Here is a 20,351-nt window from a genome sequence, read left to right as displayed (position 1 = left end):
AGCCGATAACGATTGGCGTGTCGTCGCCCGGGAAATCGTAAGCATTGAGCAGGTCGCGAACTTCCATCTCAACCAATTCCAGCAGCTCAGCGTCGTCAACCATGTCAGCCTTGTTCAGGAAGACCACGATGTACGGAACGCCAACCTGACGGGACAGCAGGATGTGCTCACGGGTTTGCGGCATCGGGCCATCGGCAGCCGAGCAAACCAGGATAGCGCCGTCCATCTGCGCAGCACCGGTGATCATGTTCTTCACATAGTCGGCGTGACCCGGGCAGTCAACGTGGGCGTAGTGACGAATAGCCGAATCGTATTCAACGTGGGAAGTGTTGATCGTGATACCACGAGCTTTTTCTTCCGGAGCGCTGTCGATTTGGGCGAAGTCACGAATAGCACCACCGAAAGCTTCGGCGCACACTTTAGTCAACGCTGCAGTCAACGTGGTTTTACCGTGGTCGACGTGACCGATGGTGCCAACGTTTACGTGCGGTTTGTTACGTTCAAATTTTTCCTTAGCCACGACAGAAATCCTCTTGTCTAAAGGGCTGAATCAGCCTTGTCTTTTAACGATAGCTTCGACGACATTCGACGGAGCTTCGGAGTATTTTGAAAATTCCATTGAGTAGCTCGCGCGACCCTGAGACATGGAGCGGACATCGGTCGCATAACCGAACATCTCACCCAACGGAACCTCGGCGCGAATCACTTTGCCGGAAACCGTATCTTCCATACCCTGGATCAGACCGCGACGGCGATTGAGGTCGCCCATCACATCACCCATGTAATCTTCAGGCGTTACCACTTCTACCTTCATGATTGGCTCAAGCACTACCGCGCCACCCTTCTGGGACAGCTGCTTGGTCGCCATGGAGGCAGCAACCTTAAACGCCATCTCGTTCGAGTCGACGTCATGGTAAGAACCATCAAACACAGTAGCTTTCAGGCCGATCAGCGGATAGCCGGCAACAACGCCGTTCTTCATCTGCTCTTCGATGCCCTTCTGAATGGCTGGAATGTATTCCTTAGGAATAACACCACCGACCACTTCATTGACGAACTGCAAGCCTTCTTGGCCTTCATCAGCAGGCGAGAAACGCACCCAGCAATGACCAAACTGACCACGACCGCCAGACTGGCGAACGAACTTGCCTTCGATCTCACAGGTCTTCGTGATTTTCTCACGATAAGAAACCTGCGGCTTACCGATGTTGGCCTCGACATTGAACTCGCGGCGCATACGGTCGACCAGGATGTCCAGGTGCAACTCGCCCATGCCCGAGATAATGGTTTGACCCGTCTCTTCATCGGTCTTAACGCGGAACGACGGATCTTCCTGAGCCAGCTTGCTCAGAGCGATACCCATCTTTTCCTGGTCATCCTTGGTCTTAGGCTCAACGGCAACCGAAATAACCGGCTCCGGGAAGTCCATGCGCACCAAGATAATTGGCTTCTCAAGGGAGCACAAAGTGTCGCCAGTGGTGACGTCCTTCATGCCGATCAGAGCCGCGATGTCGCCAGCGCGAACTTCTTTGATCTCTTCACGAGTGTTCGCATGCATTTGCACCATACGACCAACACGCTCTTTTTTACCCTTAACGGAGTTCAAAACACCATCACCCGAACTCAACACACCCGAATAAACGCGAGCGAAAGTCAGAGTACCCACGAATGGGTCGGTGGCGATTTTGAAAGCCAGCGCCGAGAACGGTTCGCTATCATCAGCATGACGTTCCATGGCGACTTCTTCGTCGTCTGGATCGGTGCCCTTGATCGCCGGGATATCCACCGGAGCCGGCAGGTAATCAATAACGGCATCAAGAACCAAAGGCACGCCCTTGTTCTTGAAGGAAGAGCCGCACACAGCCAGAACGATCTCGCCGGCAATAGTGCGCTGACGCAGAGCAAGCTTGATCTCTGCGTTAGTCAGCTCTTCGCCTTCGAGGTACTTGTTCATCAGCTCTTCAGTGGCTTCGGCCGCAGCCTCAACCATGTTGCTGCGCCACTCTTGAGCCAACTCAAGCATGTCTGCAGGAATTTCTTCCTCGCGCAGCGCCATACCCTTGTCGTCATCATTCCAGTAGATAGCCTTCATCTTGATCAGATCAATCTGACCCTTGAAGTCATCTTCTGCGCCAATGGCCAACTGAATTGGCACCGGCGTGTGGCCCAGACGCTGCTTGATCTGCGCAACTACGCGCAGAAAGTTAGCACCGGCACGGTCCATTTTGTTGACGTAAACCAAGCGCGGCACGCCGTACTTGTTAGCTTGACGCCAAACAGTTTCGGACTGCGGCTCAACACCGGAAGTGGCGCAAAACACCACAACCGCGCCATCGAGTACGCGCAAGGACCGCTCAACTTCAATGGTGAAGTCTACGTGGCCCGGGGTATCGATGATATTGAAACGGTGATTCTCGAACTGCTTCTCAGAGCCAGCCCAGAACGCCGTAGTGGCAGCGGAGGTGATAGTGATACCACGCTCCTGCTCCTGCACCATCCAGTCCATGGTCGCGGCGCCATCATGCACCTCGCCCATCTTGTGGTTAACGCCGGTGTAAAACAGTACCCGCTCGGTGGTCGTGGTTTTGCCGGCATCTACGTGCGCGACAATACCAATGTTACGGTAGCGGTTGATCGGTGTAATACGAGCCATAAAGCCCTCGCAAATTTAACAGCGCAGAATTTAGAAGCGGTAGTGCGAGAAAGCTTTGTTGGCTTCAGCCATGCGGTGCACGTCTTCACGCTTCTTAACTGCAGCACCTTTACCTTCAGCGGCATCCATCAGCTCGCCAGCTAAGCGCAGAGCCATGGATTTTTCGCCACGCTTGCGGGCGTAATCAACCAACCAGCGCATGGCGAGAGCGTTACGACGAGACGGGCGAACTTCGACCGGAACCTGGTAAGTAGCACCGCCTACGCGGCGCGACTTTACTTCGACCAGCGGAGCGATGGCGTCGAGAGCTTTCTCGAAGATCTCCAGGGGATCGCTGTTCTTGCGCTCTTTAACTTTTTCCAGAGCGCCATAAACGATACGTTCGGCAACGGCTTTTTTGCCGCTTTCCATCACGTGGTTCATGAATTTGGCGAGAATCAGGCTTCCGTATTTCGGATCGTCCAGAATCTCACGTTTTGCTGCTACACGACGTCTTGGCATGATAAGCCCTCAAACGGTCTTCAGGTAGTTCGGAACAATGACTAAGCCACGCCCGACCTTACTCTTATCGACTCAGTAAAAATGAATTGGAATTACTTCTTCGGACGCTTAGTGCCGTACTTCGAACGGCTCTGATTACGGCCTTTAACGCCAGAGGTATCCAGCGAGCCACGCACGGTGTGATAACGCACACCCGGAAGGTCTTTTACACGACCGCCGCGGATCAGCACCACGCTGTGCTCTTGCAAGTTGTGACCTTCACCGCCGATGTACGAGGAAACCTCGAAACCGTTGGTCAGGCGCACACGGCATACTTTACGCAGTGCCGAGTTAGGTTTTTTCGGCGTAGTGGTATACACGCGAGTGCACACACCACGACGTTGCGGGCAGTTCTGCAGTGCCGGCACATCGCTCTTTTCGACGATGCGCTTGCGCGGCTGACGCACCAGCTGGTTAATAGTTGCCATCTTTAGCTCCACTGTTGTCTTTCGACGCTATTGCCTTACCAAAATAACAGAGCGCAAGCCCTGTCAAATTTAGGGGTACAAGAGTCTAAAGAGCTTCTTGCGCCCAGTCAAGACGAAGCCCCGGACGACGGTGTCGGCCGGGGCTTCGTTTTTGCACTTAGTTGCCGCTGAAATTCAGCGCTTCAGCCAGTGCGGCTTCTACTTCGCTTGCACTTACACGTACAGGCTTGTCGGCCTCACGCTTGCGCTTGCGCTCGCGGTGATACGTCAGGCCGGTACCGGCCGGGATCAGACGACCCACGACCACGTTCTCTTTCAGGCCGCGCAAGTAGTCGCGCTTGCCGGTAACGGCCGCCTCAGTGAGCACCCGCGTGGTCTCTTGGAAAGAGGCCGCAGAGATGAACGACTCGGTCGACAACGATGCCTTGGTGATACCCATCAGCACGCGATCATACTTGGAGACAAACTTGTCTTCCGCAGTCAGACCCTCGTTAGCCGCCAGTACGTGCGTCAACTCCATCTGGTCGCCCTTGATGAAAGTCGAATCGCCGGTTTCGGTGATCTCAACCTTACGCAGCATCTGACGCAGAATGGTCTCGATGTGCTTGTCGTTGATTTTCACGCCCTGCAGGCGGTAAACGTCCTGGATCTCGTTAACGATGTACTTGGCCAGCGCGCTAACACCGAGCAAACGCAAGATGTCGTGCGGATCGCTCGGGCCGTCGGAGATAACTTCACCGCGACCCACTTGCTCGCCTTCGAAGACGTTCAGGTGGCGCCACTTTGGAATCAACTCTTCGTACGGCTCGCTGCCATCGTTCGGGGTAATCACCAAGCGACGCTTGCCTTTGGTTTCTTTACCGAAGGCAATGGTGCCGCTGACTTCAGCCAGAATCGAGGCTTCTTTCGGACGACGGGCTTCGAACAAGTCGGCAACCCGCGGCAGACCACCGGTAATGTCACGCGTCTTCGAGGTTTCTTGCGGGATACGGGCGATAACATCACCCACGCCCACCTGCGCACCATCCGCCACGCCGACCAAGGCGTTAGCTGGCAGGAAGTACTGAGCAGGTACATCGGTACCCGGCAACAGCAGTTCTTTACCGTCGACGCCAACCATCTTCACGGCAGGACGGATGTCCTTGCCCGCGAGCGGACGATCTTTAGCGTCAAGCACTTCGATGTTGGTCAGACCGGTGAGTTCATCGGTCTGACGCTTGATCGTGATGCCTTCTTCCATGCCCACGTAGGTCACGGTACCTTTCATTTCGGTAACGATTGGGTGGGTGTGCGGGTCCCACTTAGCGACGATTGCGCCAGCGTCAACCTTGTCACCTTCCTTAACCGAAATTACCGCACCGTAAGGCAGCTTGTAACGCTCGCGCTCACGGCCGAAATCATCGGCAATCGCCAGCTCGCCGGAACGCGAAACCGCGACCAGGTTGCCGTCCAAGCGCTCAACGTGCTTGAGGTTATGCAGGCGAACAGTACCGCCGTTTCTCACTTGCACGCTGTCTGCAGCGGAAGTCCGGCTAGCCGCACCACCGATGTGGAACGTACGCATGGTCAGCTGAGTACCCGGCTCACCAATCGACTGCGCAGCGATTACACCCACCGCTTCACCGATGTTGATCTGGTGACCACGGGCCAAGTCGCGACCGTAGCAGCTGGCGCAGATGCCGTAGCGAGTTTCGCAGCTGATCGGCGAGCGCACGATAACTTCGTCGATGCTGTTCAGTTCGATGAACTCAACCCACTGCTCATCAACCAAGGTACCGGCCGGCACCAGAATTTGCTCGGTGCCAGGCTTGAGTACGTCACGGGCAATTACACGGCCGAGAACACGCTCACCGAGCGGCTCAACCACGTCACCACCTTCAATGTGCGGCGTCATCAACAAGCCACGCTCGGTGCCGCAATCAAGCTCGGTAACCACCAAGTCTTGTGCGACGTCAACCAAACGACGGGTCAGGTAACCAGAGTTCGCGGTTTTCAACGCGGTATCCGCCAAGCCTTTACGAGCACCGTGAGTCGAGATGAAGTACTGCAGAACGCTCAGACCTTCGCGGAAGTTCGCGGTGATCGGCGTTTCGATGATCGAGCCATCCGGCTTGGCCATCAGACCACGCATACCGGCGAGCTGACGGATCTGGGCAGCAGAACCCCGCGCACCGGAGTCAGCCATCATGTACATGGAGTTGAAGGATTCTTGCTCAACTTCATTACCGTGACGGTCGATGACTTTCTCTTTCGAGAGGTTGCTCATCATGGCTTTCGACACTTCGTCGTTGGCCTTGGACCAAAGGTCGATCACCTTGTTGTACTTCTCGCCCTGAGTTACCAGGCCCGAGGCGTACTGCGATTCGATCTCTTTCACTTCGTCGGTTGCAGCGTCGATGATCCGGGCTTTTTCATCGGGAATAACAAAGTCATTCACACCGATGGAAACACCAGAGATAGTCGAGTAAGCAAAGCCGGTGTACATCAATTGGTCGGCGAAGATTACGGTGTCTTTCAAGCCACAGGTGCGGTAGCACTGGTTGATCAGCTTGGAGATCGCCTTCTTTTTCATCGGCAGGTTGACCACGTCATACGACAGGCCAGCCGGCACTACCTGGAACAACAGCGCACGGCCGACAGTGGTGTCGACGATACGGGTGTTTTTGGTGATGGTGCCATCGCGATCTTTGAGGACCTCGTTGATCCGCACTTTAACTTTGGCGTGCAAGGATGCCTGGCCGCCACGGAACACGCGGTCAACTTCTTGCAAGTCCGCGAACACCCGACCTTCGCCTTTGGCGTTGGTGGCTTCACGCGTCATGTAGTAGAGACCCAATACAACGTCCTGCGACGGCACGATGATTGGCTCACCGTTGGCTGGCGACAGAATGTTGTTGGTCGACATCATTAACGCGCGCGCTTCCAGCTGGGCTTCCAGCGTCAGCGGTACGTGTACGGCCATTTGGTCGCCGTCGAAGTCGGCGTTGTACGCGGCGCAGACCAGCGGGTGTAGCTGAATCGCCTTACCTTCGATCAGTACCGGTTCAAACGCCTGGATGCCCAGACGGTGAAGGGTCGGTGCGCGGTTAAGCAACACTGGGTGTTCGCGAATGACTTCGGCGAGAACGTCCCAAACTTCTGGCAGCTCGCGCTCAACCATTTTCTTCGCGGCTTTGATGGTGGTGGCCAGGCCACGCATTTCCAACTTGCCGAAAATGAACGGCTTGAACAGCTCGAGAGCCATTTTCTTTGGCAAGCCGCACTGGTGCAGACGCAGGGTCGGGCCAACGGTAATTACCGAACGACCGGAGTAGTCCACGCGCTTACCGAGCAAGTTCTGGCGGAAACGACCTTGCTTACCCTTGATCATGTCAGCCAAGGATTTCAGTGGGCGCTTGTTCGAACCGGTGATGGCGCGACCGCGACGACCGTTGTCGAGCAAGGCGTCGACCGCTTCTTGCAACATACGCTTTTCGTTGCGCACGATGATGTCCGGTGCGGACAGATCGAGCAGGCGCTTCAAGCGGTTGTTACGGTTGATTACCCGACGATACAGATCGTTCAAGTCGGAGGTGGCGAAACGTCCACCATCCAAGGGTACCAACGGACGCAGGTCTGGCGGCAGAACCGGCAGAACGGTCAGCACCATCCACTGCGGCAGGTTGCCGGAGCCAAAGAAGGCTTCCATCAACTTCAGACGCTTGGACAGTTTCTTGATTTTGGTTTCCGAATTGGTTTGCGGAATTTCTTCGCGCAAGCGGCCAATTTCGTGCTCCAGGTCGATAGCAGTCAGCAGCTCGCGAACGGCCTCGGCACCCATGCGGGCATCAAAGTCATCGCCGAACTCTTCGATTGCTTCGAAGTACTGCTCATCATTGAGCAGCTGGCCCTTTTCAAGGGTGGTCATGCCTGGATCGATAACGACGTAGCTTTCGAAATAAAGCACGCGTTCGATGTCACGCAGGGTCATGTCCAGCAGCAAACCGATACGGCTTGGCAGCGATTTCAGGAACCAGATGTGGGCAACTGGCGAGGCCAATTCGATGTGCGCCATGCGCTCACGACGAACTTTAGCCAGCGCGACTTCAACGCCGCACTTCTCGCAGATCACGCCGCGGTGCTTGAGGCGCTTGTACTTACCGCAAAGGCATTCGTAGTCTTTGACTGGACCAAAAATTTTGCAGCAGAACAGGCCGTCACGCTCAGGCTTGAACGTACGGTAGTTGATGGTTTCCGGCTTTTTAACTTCGCCGAACGACCACGAGCGAATCATCTCAGGTGAAGCCAGCTGGATGCGAATGGCATCAAACTCTTCGACTTGCCCCTGGTTTTTCAGCAAATTCAGTAGGTCTTTCAAGGCCTTTCCTCCTCACGAAACAAGGGGCGGACAGACATGCCCGCCCCCGATGCGCGTCACGTGTTATTCGGTGGTTTCCAGTTCGATATCGATACCGAGCGAACGGATTTCTTTGATCAGAACGTTGAAGGACTCGGGCATGCCCGGCTCCATGCGGTGATCGCCATCCACGATGTTTTTGTACATCTTGGTCCGGCCATTCACATCGTCCGACTTCACAGTCAACATTTCTTGCAGCGTGTAGGCCGCACCGTAGGCTTCCAGCGCCCACACTTCCATCTCCCCGAAACGTTGACCACCGAACTGCGCCTTACCACCCAACGGCTGCTGAGTAACCAGGCTGTAGGAACCCGTCGAACGGGCGTGCATCTTGTCATCGACCAAGTGGTTCAGTTTCAGCATGTACATGTAACCAACGGTCACCGGACGCTCAAACAGGTTACCGGTACGGCCGTCGTACAATTGCATCTGGCCGCTTTCTGGCAGGTCTGCCAGTTTCAGCATGGCCTTGATTTCAACTTCACTAGCACCGTCGAAGACTGGCGTTGCCATCGGCACGCCGCCACGCAGGTTCTTCGCCAGGTCGAGGATTTCCTTGTCGTTCAGATCATCCAGACTTTCCTGACGACCACCGATCTCGTTGTAGATCTGGTGCAGGAACTTGCGCAATTCAGCAACCTTGCGCTGCTCTTCGAGCATCCGGTTGATCTTCTCGCCCAAGCCTTTAGCCGCAAGGCCTAAGTGGGTTTCAAGGATCTGCCCAACGTTCATCCGCGAAGGTACGCCCAACGGGTTCAGAACGATGTCGATTGGCGTGCCGTTGGCATCATGGGGCATGTCTTCGATCGGCATAATCACCGAGACCACACCCTTGTTACCGTGACGACCGGCCATCTTGTCGCCTGGCTGGATGCGACGACGGATGGCCAGGTAAACCTTGACGATCTTCAGTACGCCCGGCGCCAGGTCATCGCCCTGCTGGATTTTGCGTTTCTTGTCTTCGAACTTCTCGTCGAGCAACTGACGGCGATCAACGATGTAGGCGTGGGCTTTTTCCAGCTGCTCATTGAGCGCATCTTCAGCCATGCGCAGCTTGAACCACTGGCCACGCTCAAGACCATCGAGGAACGCGTCGTCAATCACAGCGCCCTTCTTCAGGCCTGCGCCGCCTTCGGCTTTTTGACCAACCAAGGCTGCACGCAGACGCTCAAAGGTTGCACCTTCGACGATGCGGAACTCTTCGTTCAGGTCCTTACGGATCTCGTCGAGCTCCATCTTCTCGATCGACAGGGCACGCGCATCACGCTCAACGCCGTCACGGGTGAAGACCTGTACGTCAATAACCGTCGCCTTGGTACCGGTTGGCACGCGCAGGGAGGTGTCTTTAACGTCAGAAGCTTTTTCACCGAAGATGGCACGCAACAGCTTCTCTTCTGGAGTCAGCTGGGTCTCGCCTTTCGGGGTGACCTTACCGACCAGAATGTCGCCGGCGCACACTTCAGCACCCACATAAACGATACCGGCTTCATCCAGCTTGTTCAGCGCAGCTTCACCGACGTTCGGGATGTCTGCAGTGATTTCTTCTGAACCGAGCTTGGTGTCACGCGCCACACAGGTCAGTTCCTGAATGTGGATAGTGGTGAAACGGTCTTCCTGAACCACACGCTCCGAAAGGAGGATGGAGTCTTCGAAGTTGTAACCGTTCCAGGCCATGAACGCGATGCGCATGTTCTGGCCCAGAGCCAGCTCACCCATATCGGTCGACGGACCGTCAGCCAAGATGTCGCTACGCGCAACCGTGTCACCCTTGCTGACCAGCGGACGCTGGTTGATGCAGGTGTTCTGGTTGGAGCGGGTGTATTTGGTCAGGTTGTAGATGTCGACACCGGCGTCGCCAGTTTCAACTTCATCATCAGCAACGCGAACCACAATACGGCTAGCATCCACCGAGTCGATCACGCCGCCGCGACGGGCAACCACGCAAACACCGGAGTCGCGCGCTACGTTGCGCTCCATACCGGTGCCGACCAGCGGCTTGTCGCAACGCAGAGTCGGTACAGCCTGACGCTGCATGTTCGAACCCATCAAGGCACGGTTGGCGTCATCGTGCTCCAGGAATGGGATCAAGGAAGCAGCCACCGAAACAACCTGCTTCGGCGATACGTCCATCAGCGTTACGTCTTCTGGTGCCTTAACGGTAAATTCGTTGAGGTGACGCACGGCCACCAACTCATCAACCAAATGGCCCTTGTCGTTCATCGCGGCCGAAGCCTGAGCGATCACGTGATCGGCTTCTTCAATGGCCGACAGGAAGACGATTTCGCTGGTCACCAGCGTGTCTTTCACCACCCGATACGGGCTTTCCAGGAAGCCGTACTCGTTGGTGCGCGCATAAGCGGCCAAGGAGTTGATCAGGCCGATGTTCGGACCTTCCGGCGTTTCAATCGGGCAGACACGACCGTAGTGAGTCGGGTGCACGTCGCGCACTTCAAAGCCGGCGCGCTCACGGGTCAAACCACCAGGGCCGAGTGCAGAAATACGGCGCTTGTGGGTGATTTCCGACAACGGGTTGTTCTGGTCCATAAACTGCGAGAGCTGGCTGGAACCGAAGAACTCTTTCACTGCCGCAGCCACTGGCTTGGCGTTGATCAAGTCTTGCGGCATCAGGCCTTCGCTTTCAGCCATCGACAGACGTTCTTTAACAGCGCGCTCAACCCGAACCAGACCTACACGGAATTGGTTCTCGGCCATCTCGCCAACGCAACGAACACGACGGTTACCGAGGTGGTCGATGTCATCGACAATGCCTTTGCCGTTACGGATGTCGACCAGGGTCTTCAGCGCCTCGACGATATCTTCTTTGCACAACACGCCCGAACCTTCGATCTCGGTGCGACCGATACGACGGTTGAACTTCATCCGGCCGACCGCAGACAGGTCATAGCGCTCAGGGCTGAAGAACAGGTTGTTGAACAGAGTTTCGGCAGCATCCTTGGTTGGCGGCTCGCCTGGACGCATCATCCGGTAGATTTCAACCAGGGCTTCGAGCTGATTGCTCGCCGAGTCGATCTTCAGGGTATCGGAGATGAACGGACCGCAGTCGATGTCGTTGGTGTACAGGGTTTCGATCCGCACCACTTGCGACTTGGAGATATTCGCCAGCAGATCAGCGGTCAGCTCGGTGTTGCACTCAGCAATGATTTCGCCAGTTGCCGGGTGAACAATGGCTTTTGCCGTGGTGCGGCCAATGACGTAATCCAGCGGAACGTCCAGCTCTTTAATGCCGGATTTTTCCATCTGGTTAACGTGGCGTGCAGTGATACGACGGCCTTGCTCAACAATAACCTTGCCCTTCTCGTCCAGCAGGTCGAGGACAGCAATTTCACCGCGCAGACGCTGTGGCACCAACTCCAGACGCAGGGTTTCGCCCTGTACGTGGAAGACGTTGGTGGAGTAGAAGGCATCGAGCATTTGCTCGGTGCTATAGCCGAGCGCGCGCAGCAGTACCGAAGCCGGCAGCTTGCGACGACGGTCAATCCGCACAAACACGCAGTCTTTCGGATCGAACTCGAAGTCCAACCACGAACCACGGTAAGGAATGATCCGTGCCGAATACAACAACTTACCGGAGCTATGGGTCTTGCCGCGGTCATGGTCGTAGAACACGCCAGGCGAACGGTGCAACTGAGAAACGATAACGCGCTCAGTACCATTAATAACGAAGGTACCGTTGTCGGTCATCAGGGGCATCTCGCCCATGTAAACTTCTTGCTCTTTGATGTCCTTGATCGCTTTATTCGATGATTCTTTATCGAAAATGATCAGACGGACTTTCACCCGCAGCGGAGCGGCATAAGTTACGCCGCGCTGCACGCACTCTTTGACATCAAAGGACGGTACACCCAAGCGATAGCCCACGTATTCCAAGGCCGCATTGCCGGAATAGCTGCTAATCGGGAAAACGGACTTAAAGGCCGCATGCAGACCGACGTCGCGGTACTGATCCTTGGTTGCATTTGCCTGCAGGAATTCGCGATACGAATCCAGCTGAATGGACAGCAAATAAGGCACGTCCATGACATCCGGCAACTTGCTAAAGTCCTTGCGGATACGTTTTTTCTCAGTGTATGAGTAAGCCATCAGCGTTCCCCAGCTTGGTCACCTGCTTGCTGGCTCCTCCCGGCGGGAGCAGCCAAAAAATCTTGCAAACTCTATCGGTTTGCACCGCCACATCGGGCGGCTCTCTTTCCATCTGCAGTGAGCGCATACGCGCAATCACCCAGAACGGAAAAAGGCCGGTGGCAAAAGCCACCGGCCATCAGCCTTAAATCAGCGATTCAAGACTGTTGACGCAAAAGCGAACTTACTTAAGTTCGACTTTAGCGCCAGCTTCTTCCAGAACCTTAACAGCGGCATCGGCTTCAGCTTTCGAAACGCCTTCTTTAACAACGCCTGGAGCGCCATCAACTACTGCTTTGGCTTCTTTCAGACCGAGACCGGTCAATTCGCGAACAGCCTTGATCACGTTAACTTTCTTCTCGCCAGCTTCTAGCAGAACAACGTTGAACTCGGTTTGTTCTTCAGCAACAGCAGCTACAGCAGCAGCAGGGCCGGAAGCAGCAGCGGCAGAAACGCCGAACTTCTCTTCCATAGCCTTGATCAGCTCAACAACCTGCATAACAGACAGTTCGGCTACGGCGTTGATGATTTCTTCGTTGGTAAGAGCCATGACTTTAATTCCTGATTTGGGATGACGTGAAAGCCATCAAAATTAAAAACGCAAAAAGATTACTAAGGCGCTGAGTTAACTCAGGCAGCTTCAGCTTCTTTTTGGTCGCGGACAGCCGCCAGAGTACGTACGAATTTGCTGGTTGCGCCTTGGATCACGCTCATCAGCTGGCTAATAGCCTCATCGTAGGTTGGCAGGGTGGCCAGAATGTCAATTTGTTCAGCTGCAAGGAACTTGCCTTCGAACGCAGCCGCTTTGATCTGGAAGTTCTGCTGACTCTTAGCGAATTCTTTGAACAGACGAGCAGCAGCGCCCGGATGTTCGTTCGAAAAAGCAATCAGAGTCGGGCCAGTGAACACATCGTTCAGGCACTCAAAATCAGTACCTGAAACGGCGCGACGCACCAGAGTGTTACGTACTACACGTACATACACGCCAGCTTCACGGGCTTGCTTGCGGAGACCAGTCATTGCGCCTACGGTCACGCCGCGGGCATCAGCCACAACGGCAGACAGTGCACCTTTGGCAGCTTCGTTGACTTCAGCGACGATGGCCTGCTTGTCTTCGAGCTTAATTGCCACGGGTTTACTCCTGGAAATTACCGTAACGTTCAATTAACACTGAACGTCGTTTTGGTGTCTGATTCGGTAAAGAATCGGGAGCACCATCTGCGTAGGCTTTAGGTTTAAGACTTGCGTCGCCTACGGTCTTGGATAGCCCCCGCCAGGCAGGGACCCCAATATGTAAGTTGCCGCAATCACTTGCGCCAACCCTTATCTGTTTACAACCGCGACTTAAGCTTCGAGCGAAGCCTGATCGATAATCAAGCCTGGACCCATGGTGGTGCTCAGGGTCACGCGCTTAACATAGATACCTTTCGAAGTAGACGGCTTCATGCGCTTAAGATCGGAGATCAGCGCCTCAACGTTTTCCTTCAGCTTGCTGGCGTCGAAACCAACCTTACCAACTGAGGTGTGAATGATGCCGTTTTTGTCGGTGCGATAACGAACCTGACCCGACTTAGCATTCTTAACTGCAGTGGCTACGTCAGCACTCACGGTGCCGACTTTAGGGTTAGGCATCAGACCGCGTGGACCGAGGATCTGGCCCAACTGACCAACAACGCGCATCGCATCTGGAGAGGCAATAACTACGTCGTAGTTCAGGTCGCCAGCTTTCATCGCGGCGGCCAGATCGTCCATACCCACGATGTCAGCACCGGCAGCCATAGCGGCTTCAGCGCCAGGCCCCTGGGTGAACACAGCAACACGTACAGTCTTGCCAGTGCCGTTCGGCAGCACGGTAGCGCCACGAACAACCTGATCAGATTTACGCGGGTCAACGCCGAGGTTCACAGCGATATCGAACGACTCGACGAACTTAACCGCGGACACTTCAGCCAGCAGCACTGCAGCTTCTTCGAAGCTGTAAGACTTACCAGCAACAAGCTTGGCCGAAATAGCCTTTTGGCGCTTAGTCAACTTAGCCATTTACACACCCTCCACGTTAAGGCCCATGCTGCGAGCGGAGCCGGCGATAGTACGCACTGCGGCATCCATAGAAGCTGAAGTCAGATCGGCATTTTTAGTTTTTGCGATCTCTTCCAGCTGAGCACGGGTCACGGTGCCAACCTTTACGGTATTAGGGCGCGCGGAACCACTTGTCAGACCAGCAGCCTTTTTCAGCAGAACTGAAGCAGGGGTGCTCTTGGTTTCGAAAGTAAAGCTACGGTCACTGTAAACAGTGATGATGACCGGAGTCGGCAAGCCTGGCTCCATACCCTGGGTTCTAGCGTTGAACGCCTTGCAGAACTCCATGATATTCACGCCATGTTGACCCAATGCCGGGCCTACGGGTGGCGACGGGTTAGCTTGGCAAGCCTTAACCTGCAACTTGATGTAAGCATTAATCTTCTTAGCCATGTGTCACTCCAATTCGGGTACATGCGCCTCGCGGCTCCCCGGATACTTAAACTTTTATTCCAGTGACGAAAAAACCCCACAGCACATGGCTACGGGGTAATTATCGTTTTCAGCTAGGCTTTTTCGACCTGACTGAAATCCAACTCCACCGGAGTGGATCGACCAAAAATCAGAACAGCCACATGCAAACGGCTCTTCTCATAGTTGACCTCTTCAACAACACCGTTAAAGTCGGCAAATGGACCTTCGCTAACGCGAACAATCTCACCCGGCTCAAACAGAGTCTTGGGCTTCGGCTTGTCGCTGCCATCAGCAACGCGACGCAAAATAGCCTCAGCTTCTTTATCGGTAATCGGTGCCGGCTTATCGGCAGTACCACCGATAAAACCCATCACCCGAGGAGTATCTTTGACTAAGTGCCAAGTACCCTCATTCATATCCATCTGCACTAGCACGTAGCCTGGAAAAAACTTGCGTTCGCTTTTGCGCTTCTGGCCATTGCGCATTTCAACCACTTCTTCAGTGGGAACCAGAATCTCGCCAAAACCATCTTCCATGCCAGCCAGCTTAATACGCTCAATCAACGAGCGCATTACATGCTTCTCGTAACCGGAGTAAGCATGCACAACGAACCAACGCTTAGCCACGAGTCACCTTTAGCCAACAATCAAAGAAACAATCCAACCAAGCAGGGAATCTAACCCCCACAACAGCAGCGCCATAACCAACACAACCGCCACAACCATCAAGGTAGTTTGCGTAGTTTCTTGGCGAGTTGGCCAAACAACCTTGCGAATCTCGATGCGGGCTTCTTTAACAAGCTCAAAAAATGCACGCCCCTTTGCTGTTTGCAACGCAACAAAACCAGCTGCAACCGCAACAACTAGCAACGCGAGAACTCGATATAAAATCGGCTCCGCGGAGTAAAACTGATTACCTGACACACCGACCACAATCAAAGCAGCAACAACCAGCCACTTAACCAGATCGTATCGAGAGTCGCCAGCTTCAGCCTTGGCATTCATATGCATGGACCTTGTTAAGACGCACCAGTTCACTCAAGGAGGAATCTGGCAGGTCAGGAGGGAATCGAACCCCCAACCTACGGTTTTGGAGACCGTCGCTCTGCCAATTGAGCTACTGACCTAAAACTAAAATTAGGCCGACAATTATGCCGACCTAACGGGATTTGATCAATCGATTACTCGATGATCTTTGCAACCACGCCAGCACCAACGGTACGACCACCTTCGCGAATCGCGAAGCGCAGACCGTCTTCCATGGCGATCGACTTGATCAGGGTAACAACCATCTTGATGTTGTCGCCCGGCATTACCATTTCAACGCCTTCCGGCAGTTCGCAGTTACCAGTTACGTCCGTAGTACGGAAGTAGAACTGCGGACGATAGCCTTTGAAGAACGGAGTGTGGCGACCGCCTTCTTCTTTGCTCAGCACGTACACTTCAGCTTCGAACTTGGTGTGCGGCTTAACGCTACCTGGCTTAGCCAAGATCTGGCCACGCTCAACGTCATCACGCTTGGTGCCGCGCAGCAAGATACCGCAGTTCTCGCCAGCACGACCTTCATCGAGCAACTTACGGAACATTTCAACACCAGTACAGATGGTTTTGACCGTGTCACGCAGACCAACGATCTCAACTTCCTCCTGGATGCGCACGATACCGCGCTCGATACGACCAGTTACCACGGTGCCACGACCAGAGATCGAGAACACGTCTTCTACCGGCATCAAGAATGGCTTGTCGATAACACGAACTGGCTCTGGGATGTAGCTATCCAGAGTCTCAACCAGCTTACGCACGGCAGAGGTACCCATTTCGTTGTCATCTTGACCGTTCAATGCCATCAGCGCGGAGCCGATAACGATTGGCGTGTCGTCGCCCGGGAAATCGTAAGCATTGAGCAGGTCGCGAACTTCCATCTCAACCAATTCCAGCAGCTCAGCGTCATCAACCATGTCAGCCTTGTTCAGGAAGACCACGATGTACGGAACGCCAACCTGACGGGACAACAGGATGTGCTCACGGGTTTGCGGCATCGGACCATCAGCGGCCGAGCAAACCAGGATAGCGCCGTCCATCTGCGCAGCACCGGTGATCATGTTCTTCACATAGTCAGCGTGACCTGGGCAGTCAACGTGGGCGTAGTGACGAATAGCCGAATCGTATTCAACGTGGGAAGTATTGATCGTGATACCACGAGCCTTCTCTTCCGGAGCGCTGTCGATTTGGGCGAAGTCACGAATAGCACCACCGAAAGCTTCGGCGCATACCTTGGTCAACGCTGCAGTTAACGTAGTCTTACCGTGGTCAACGTGACCGATAGTCCCTACGTTGACGTGCGGCTTGTTACGTTCAAATTTTTCTTTAGCCATCTCGAACGTCTCCAATCAAAGAATTGAGCAAGTTAGCGCCATTAAAATAAAGGCAGATATTTGCATATCTGCCTTTAAATAATGGAGCTCATGAGCGGATTCGAACCGCTGACCTCACCCTTACCAAGGGTGTGCTCTACCAACTGAGCTACATGAGCATTACACGGCGCATCAACATCAACCTGGAGCGGGTGGCGGGAATCGAACCCGCATCATTAGCTTGGAAGGCTAAGGTTCTGCCACTAAACTACACCCGCAAACTTAAGCCAAAGCTGATGCTAAATATGGTGGAGGGGGAAGGATTCGAACCTTCGAAACTCGCGTGTCAGATTTACAGTCTGATCCCTTTGGCCACTCGGGAACCCCTCCAAAACGAGGCGGCATATTCAGTCAATGCCAGCCCAGTGTCAAGCTTTTCCTCAATAAAAACCTGAGGTTAGCTCCACTTACAAAAACTCAACCACCAACACCTTCAGGCGTAGCCGGTTAAGCGGGCGCCATTCTATGCAAACTAGCGCGGCGTTGCAATACCCTCACAAGGCATTAACTGATGCTCAAGCCCTAAAAAGTCTTCCGCCAGGCGGCTAAGCAACGCATCGCTGACCAAAAGACGACTCTCCGGGGAAATTTTGACCCAATAATTACGGTGAGCTCGCGCCAACTCGCGCAGCATTGGCTCGTAGCCAGCCTCGCGAAGCCGCTGCATTACACTTTGAGCGGAATCACTACGCGGAAAAATACCAAGTGAAATCCCATTAACCAGATCCCCCTGTGAAATGATGTAACTATCAATTTTCCGCGCCTGCAGCTCTTTTAACTGGCGCAAAGAGGCCTGGCGAGAAGCCAGCGGGGCCAAATAAACCCAGTAATCAAGCCCCACTGCAGCATCCAAAACCTCAACCGTGGCCTTGATATCGGTACTCAATAGCCGCTGCTCAACAGCATACGCAACACTTTCTTCCTCCAGCCCACCAAGAAACAGGCAGGCTGCATTTGCTTCCGCCTGCACACCCTCCGACTCAGCCCTAGCCTGCGGACGCTCAGCCTCGCTCACCAACTGGATATCTTGCTGAGCGCCACGATATAGCGATAACGGCAAAATCTCCTTCGCCCGTAAAGGCGCCTGCTGCTGATGCCACACGTAATAAAACAAATTCAAAACCAATAGCAGCAAAAAAGACCAGCGCATGCACACACCTCGAAGGCTAAGGACAGGCGACTGCCAGACCAATAAACACAAGATCCGGAACCAACCGCACCTCCACCGAAAGCTCACCAACCAGCGCCGCATCGCCGCCAGTTAAAAACACCTGAAATTGCGCCCCTAAAAGCGTTGGAGCTAACTGCAACTGCCCCTCAATGAACCCCCGCAACATCAGCAGGCTCCCACGCCCAACCGCCTCAGCCGTACTTCGCCCCGGCACCAACAGATCTACCCGCTCAAGCCCCGAGCCCAAATAGGGAATGCCGTGCGTATTCGCACTTAACTGCTCGCCCATCAAGCGCAAACCAGGACAGATATAACCACCCAGGTGACAGCCACCCAAGACAACAAAGTCAGACGTGATCGCGGTTCCTACATCAATCACCAAACAAGCCCCTCCTGCCAACTTGTAGGCAGCCAAGACCGCAAGCCAGCGATCGACCCCCAAACGCTCGGGCTCATAATATCCATTGCTGACATCTGACACCCCTGAAACAGGCCCAGCCACAGCAACCTCAACCTTAAAGGCCTGCACCAGCTGAGAAATCAGCTCTTGTGTTTCAACATTATTACGGACACTTACAATCCGGCAGCGGCGCAAATCCAGAGCATTTAACTCCAGTAATGCCTGAAGCAATTGCTCGCAGCCTGCCACCACCCCTGAAAATGCAACACCCGCATTATTAGCTCTAACAACCCGCCATTTAATCCAACTATTGCCACAATCGAGCTCAAGTATCATCTTTCAGCCTCAAACTAATCTCACCACCGCTGAATACTTGCCTGCCGTCTTCAGTTTGCAGAATCAGCGCGCCCGTCACATCAACCCCACAAACGACACCATGCGTCGCCTGAGCAGTAGTTGTCACAGTTACCGAGCGCCCAGCCCAAAGATCACCTTGATTCCACTCAGGAATAAATGCCGGAAACCCAAGCTGCTGATGCCTATGCAAATACGAGCCTAACTGCGAACTGAGCTCACGAACAAAAGCATTTCGATCCACTGTCACGCCAGAAACAACAGCCATAGACGTCCAAGGCTGGGTAATTTCATCAACATCGGACAGCATATTTACATTGACGCCGACACCAATAACCACATGACAAAGATCAGCTAAGTCGCCAACCAACTCCAACAATACACCAGCAATCTTCCTTCCATCGACCAAGATATCGTTGGGCCACTTAAGACCCGCCTGCACCAGACCAAAAGCACGCAAAGCCTGTAAAACCGCCAACCCCACGACCAAACTTAACCCCTGCAACTGGCGCGCACCGCCCGCTACAGGCCACGCTAGACTGTAGTAAAGGTTTTCCGCAAAGGGACTCACCCATTTACGCCCACGCCGCCCGCGCCCAGATGATTGCCGCTCAGCCAAGACCACAAATGGCCCGCAACCTCCCGCACCAAGCATGCGCAGAGCCTCAGCATTAGTCGAATCAAGCTGATAATGCAGCGTAACCGGCCAAGTCCCCAGGCCAGTAGACACACCCAGTCGCTCCATATCCAACAAACTCAGTGGGCGCTCTAGACAATATCCGCGCCCCCGAACCGAATGAACAACCAAGCCGAGCTCCGCCTCTAAATTCTGGAGCTGCTTCCAAACAGCACTCCGACTTATACCAAGCACAGCACCAAGCGCTTGACCAGAATGAAAGCGACCATCTTGAATAAGCTTAAGCAAAGCCTGCATTTACAATCTCCCATCAACAGATGGCAAGCATAACAGCCAGGCTCTTTTTAAATACCCAGCACACCAAGCAACTGAATAGCCCAAAAATAACCGCCATAACTTTTCTGCGCGCAAAGACAAACCCCCGACCATCTTACGATGATCAGGGGCTTGGTGTTTAAGCTTGACGATGACCTACTCTCACATGGGGAAACCCCACACTACCATCGGCGATGAATCGTTTCACTACTGAGTTCGGGATGGGATCAGGTGGTTCCAATTCTCTATGGTCGTCAAGCAATTCGGCTAGGATCTCGTCATAGACGCTATCCCTAATTGGGTATGTGATATCAGGTTTGTAGTTTACCGCAAACTTTCGGTTTACTGCGTATTCTCGCCATCAACGTGCTGTTTTTATTGCTAAAAACTGCAAATTGCTTGGGTGTTATA

The 20,351-nt window shown here is 54.1% G+C and carries 16 protein-coding genes, 4 tRNA genes and 1 rRNA gene; all 21 read right to left on the bottom strand.

Features of this window, described 5'->3' with window-relative positions:
• A partial coding sequence (locus tag Q8R10_RS09890; RefSeq protein WP_305653320.1) for a GTP-binding protein occupies nt 1-520 on the bottom strand: 520 nt, incomplete at its 3' end.
• A 30-nt stretch (nt 521-550) separates the two neighbouring features.
• The gene (fusA, locus tag Q8R10_RS09885) at nt 551-2,653 is read right to left on the bottom strand and encodes an elongation factor G (protein ID WP_305653318.1); all 2,103 of its coding nucleotides are present in this window, start codon (nt 2,651-2,653) and stop codon (nt 551-553) included.
• Between the two features lie 30 nt (nt 2,654-2,683).
• Nucleotides 2,684-3,154, bottom strand: a complete 471-nt coding sequence (gene rpsG / locus Q8R10_RS09880; RefSeq protein WP_305653316.1) for a 30S ribosomal protein S7 — start codon at nt 3,152-3,154, stop codon at nt 2,684-2,686.
• A gap of 92 nt (nt 3,155-3,246) precedes the next feature.
• Entirely contained in the window at nt 3,247-3,621 is a 375-nt protein-coding gene (rpsL, locus tag Q8R10_RS09875; RefSeq protein WP_305653314.1) for a 30S ribosomal protein S12, read from the bottom strand.
• A gap of 157 nt (nt 3,622-3,778) precedes the next feature.
• Nucleotides 3,779-7,978 carry a DNA-directed RNA polymerase subunit beta' gene (gene rpoC / locus Q8R10_RS09870; RefSeq protein WP_305653312.1) on the bottom strand — a complete coding sequence of 1,400 codons (4,200 nt, stop codon included), beginning with the start codon at nt 7,976-7,978 and terminating at the stop codon, nt 3,779-3,781.
• A 63-nt stretch (nt 7,979-8,041) separates the two neighbouring features.
• On the bottom strand, nt 8,042-12,118 hold the full coding sequence (rpoB, locus tag Q8R10_RS09865) for a DNA-directed RNA polymerase subunit beta (RefSeq protein WP_305653310.1): 4,077 nt from the start codon (nt 12,116-12,118) through the stop codon (nt 8,042-8,044).
• A gap of 223 nt (nt 12,119-12,341) precedes the next feature.
• Complete coding sequence (gene rplL, locus Q8R10_RS09860; protein WP_305653308.1) at nt 12,342-12,707, bottom strand: 50S ribosomal protein L7/L12; 366 nt, start codon at nt 12,705-12,707, stop codon at nt 12,342-12,344.
• Nucleotides 12,708-12,787: 80 nt separating this feature from the next.
• Nucleotides 12,788-13,288 carry a 50S ribosomal protein L10 gene (gene rplJ / locus Q8R10_RS09855; protein WP_305653306.1) on the bottom strand — a complete coding sequence of 167 codons (501 nt, stop codon included), beginning with the start codon at nt 13,286-13,288 and terminating at the stop codon, nt 12,788-12,790.
• Between the two features lie 213 nt (nt 13,289-13,501).
• Nucleotides 13,502-14,197, bottom strand: a complete 696-nt coding sequence (gene rplA / locus Q8R10_RS09850; protein WP_305653304.1) for a 50S ribosomal protein L1 — start codon at nt 14,195-14,197, stop codon at nt 13,502-13,504.
• On the bottom strand, nt 14,198-14,629 hold the full coding sequence (gene rplK / locus Q8R10_RS09845; RefSeq protein WP_305653302.1) for a 50S ribosomal protein L11: 432 nt from the start codon (nt 14,627-14,629) through the stop codon (nt 14,198-14,200).
• Between the two features lie 113 nt (nt 14,630-14,742).
• The gene (gene nusG, locus Q8R10_RS09840; RefSeq protein WP_305653300.1) at nt 14,743-15,276 is read right to left on the bottom strand and encodes a transcription termination/antitermination protein NusG; all 534 of its coding nucleotides are present in this window, start codon (nt 15,274-15,276) and stop codon (nt 14,743-14,745) included.
• 9 nt (nt 15,277-15,285) lie between these two features.
• Nucleotides 15,286-15,654 (bottom strand): preprotein translocase subunit SecE, encoded by a 369-nt coding sequence (secE, locus tag Q8R10_RS09835; protein ID WP_305653298.1) that lies wholly within the window; start codon nt 15,652-15,654, stop codon nt 15,286-15,288.
• Between the two features lie 46 nt (nt 15,655-15,700).
• Nucleotides 15,701-15,776: transfer RNA gene (locus Q8R10_RS09830), tRNA-Trp, on the bottom strand.
• A gap of 54 nt (nt 15,777-15,830) precedes the next feature.
• Nucleotides 15,831-17,024, bottom strand: a complete 1,194-nt coding sequence (tuf, locus tag Q8R10_RS09825; protein ID WP_305653296.1) for an elongation factor Tu — start codon at nt 17,022-17,024, stop codon at nt 15,831-15,833.
• 82 nt (nt 17,025-17,106) lie between these two features.
• Nucleotides 17,107-17,182, bottom strand: a tRNA-Thr gene (locus tag Q8R10_RS09820).
• 25 nt (nt 17,183-17,207) lie between these two features.
• Nucleotides 17,208-17,281, bottom strand: a tRNA-Gly gene (locus Q8R10_RS09815).
• 28 nt (nt 17,282-17,309) lie between these two features.
• Nucleotides 17,310-17,393, bottom strand: a tRNA-Tyr gene (locus Q8R10_RS09810).
• Between the two features lie 142 nt (nt 17,394-17,535).
• Nucleotides 17,536-18,213: an SPOR domain-containing protein gene (locus tag Q8R10_RS09805; RefSeq protein WP_305653294.1), complete on the bottom strand. Its 678-nt coding sequence runs from the start codon at nt 18,211-18,213 to the stop codon at nt 17,536-17,538.
• A 16-nt stretch (nt 18,214-18,229) separates the two neighbouring features.
• Complete coding sequence (locus tag Q8R10_RS09800) at nt 18,230-18,970, bottom strand: type III pantothenate kinase (RefSeq protein ID WP_305653292.1); 741 nt, start codon at nt 18,968-18,970, stop codon at nt 18,230-18,232.
• Entirely contained in the window at nt 18,960-19,922 is a 963-nt protein-coding gene (birA, locus tag Q8R10_RS09795; RefSeq protein ID WP_305653290.1) for a bifunctional biotin--[acetyl-CoA-carboxylase] ligase/biotin operon repressor BirA, read from the bottom strand. The genes Q8R10_RS09800 and birA overlap by 11 nt, the downstream gene beginning before the upstream one ends.
• A 161-nt stretch (nt 19,923-20,083) precedes the next feature.
• Nucleotides 20,084-20,199: ribosomal RNA gene (gene rrf, locus Q8R10_RS09790) — 5S ribosomal RNA — on the bottom strand.
• Nucleotides 20,200-20,351: the final 152 nt, after the last annotated feature.

Origin of the sequence: Pseudomonas sp. (assembly GCF_030698175.1) — a bacterium.
In the GTDB taxonomy this organism is placed as follows: Bacteria; Pseudomonadota; Gammaproteobacteria; order Pseudomonadales; family Pseudomonadaceae; genus Aquipseudomonas.
Note: the sequence above shows the minus strand (reverse complement) of the source record. Positions and strands in the feature narration are given on the sequence as shown.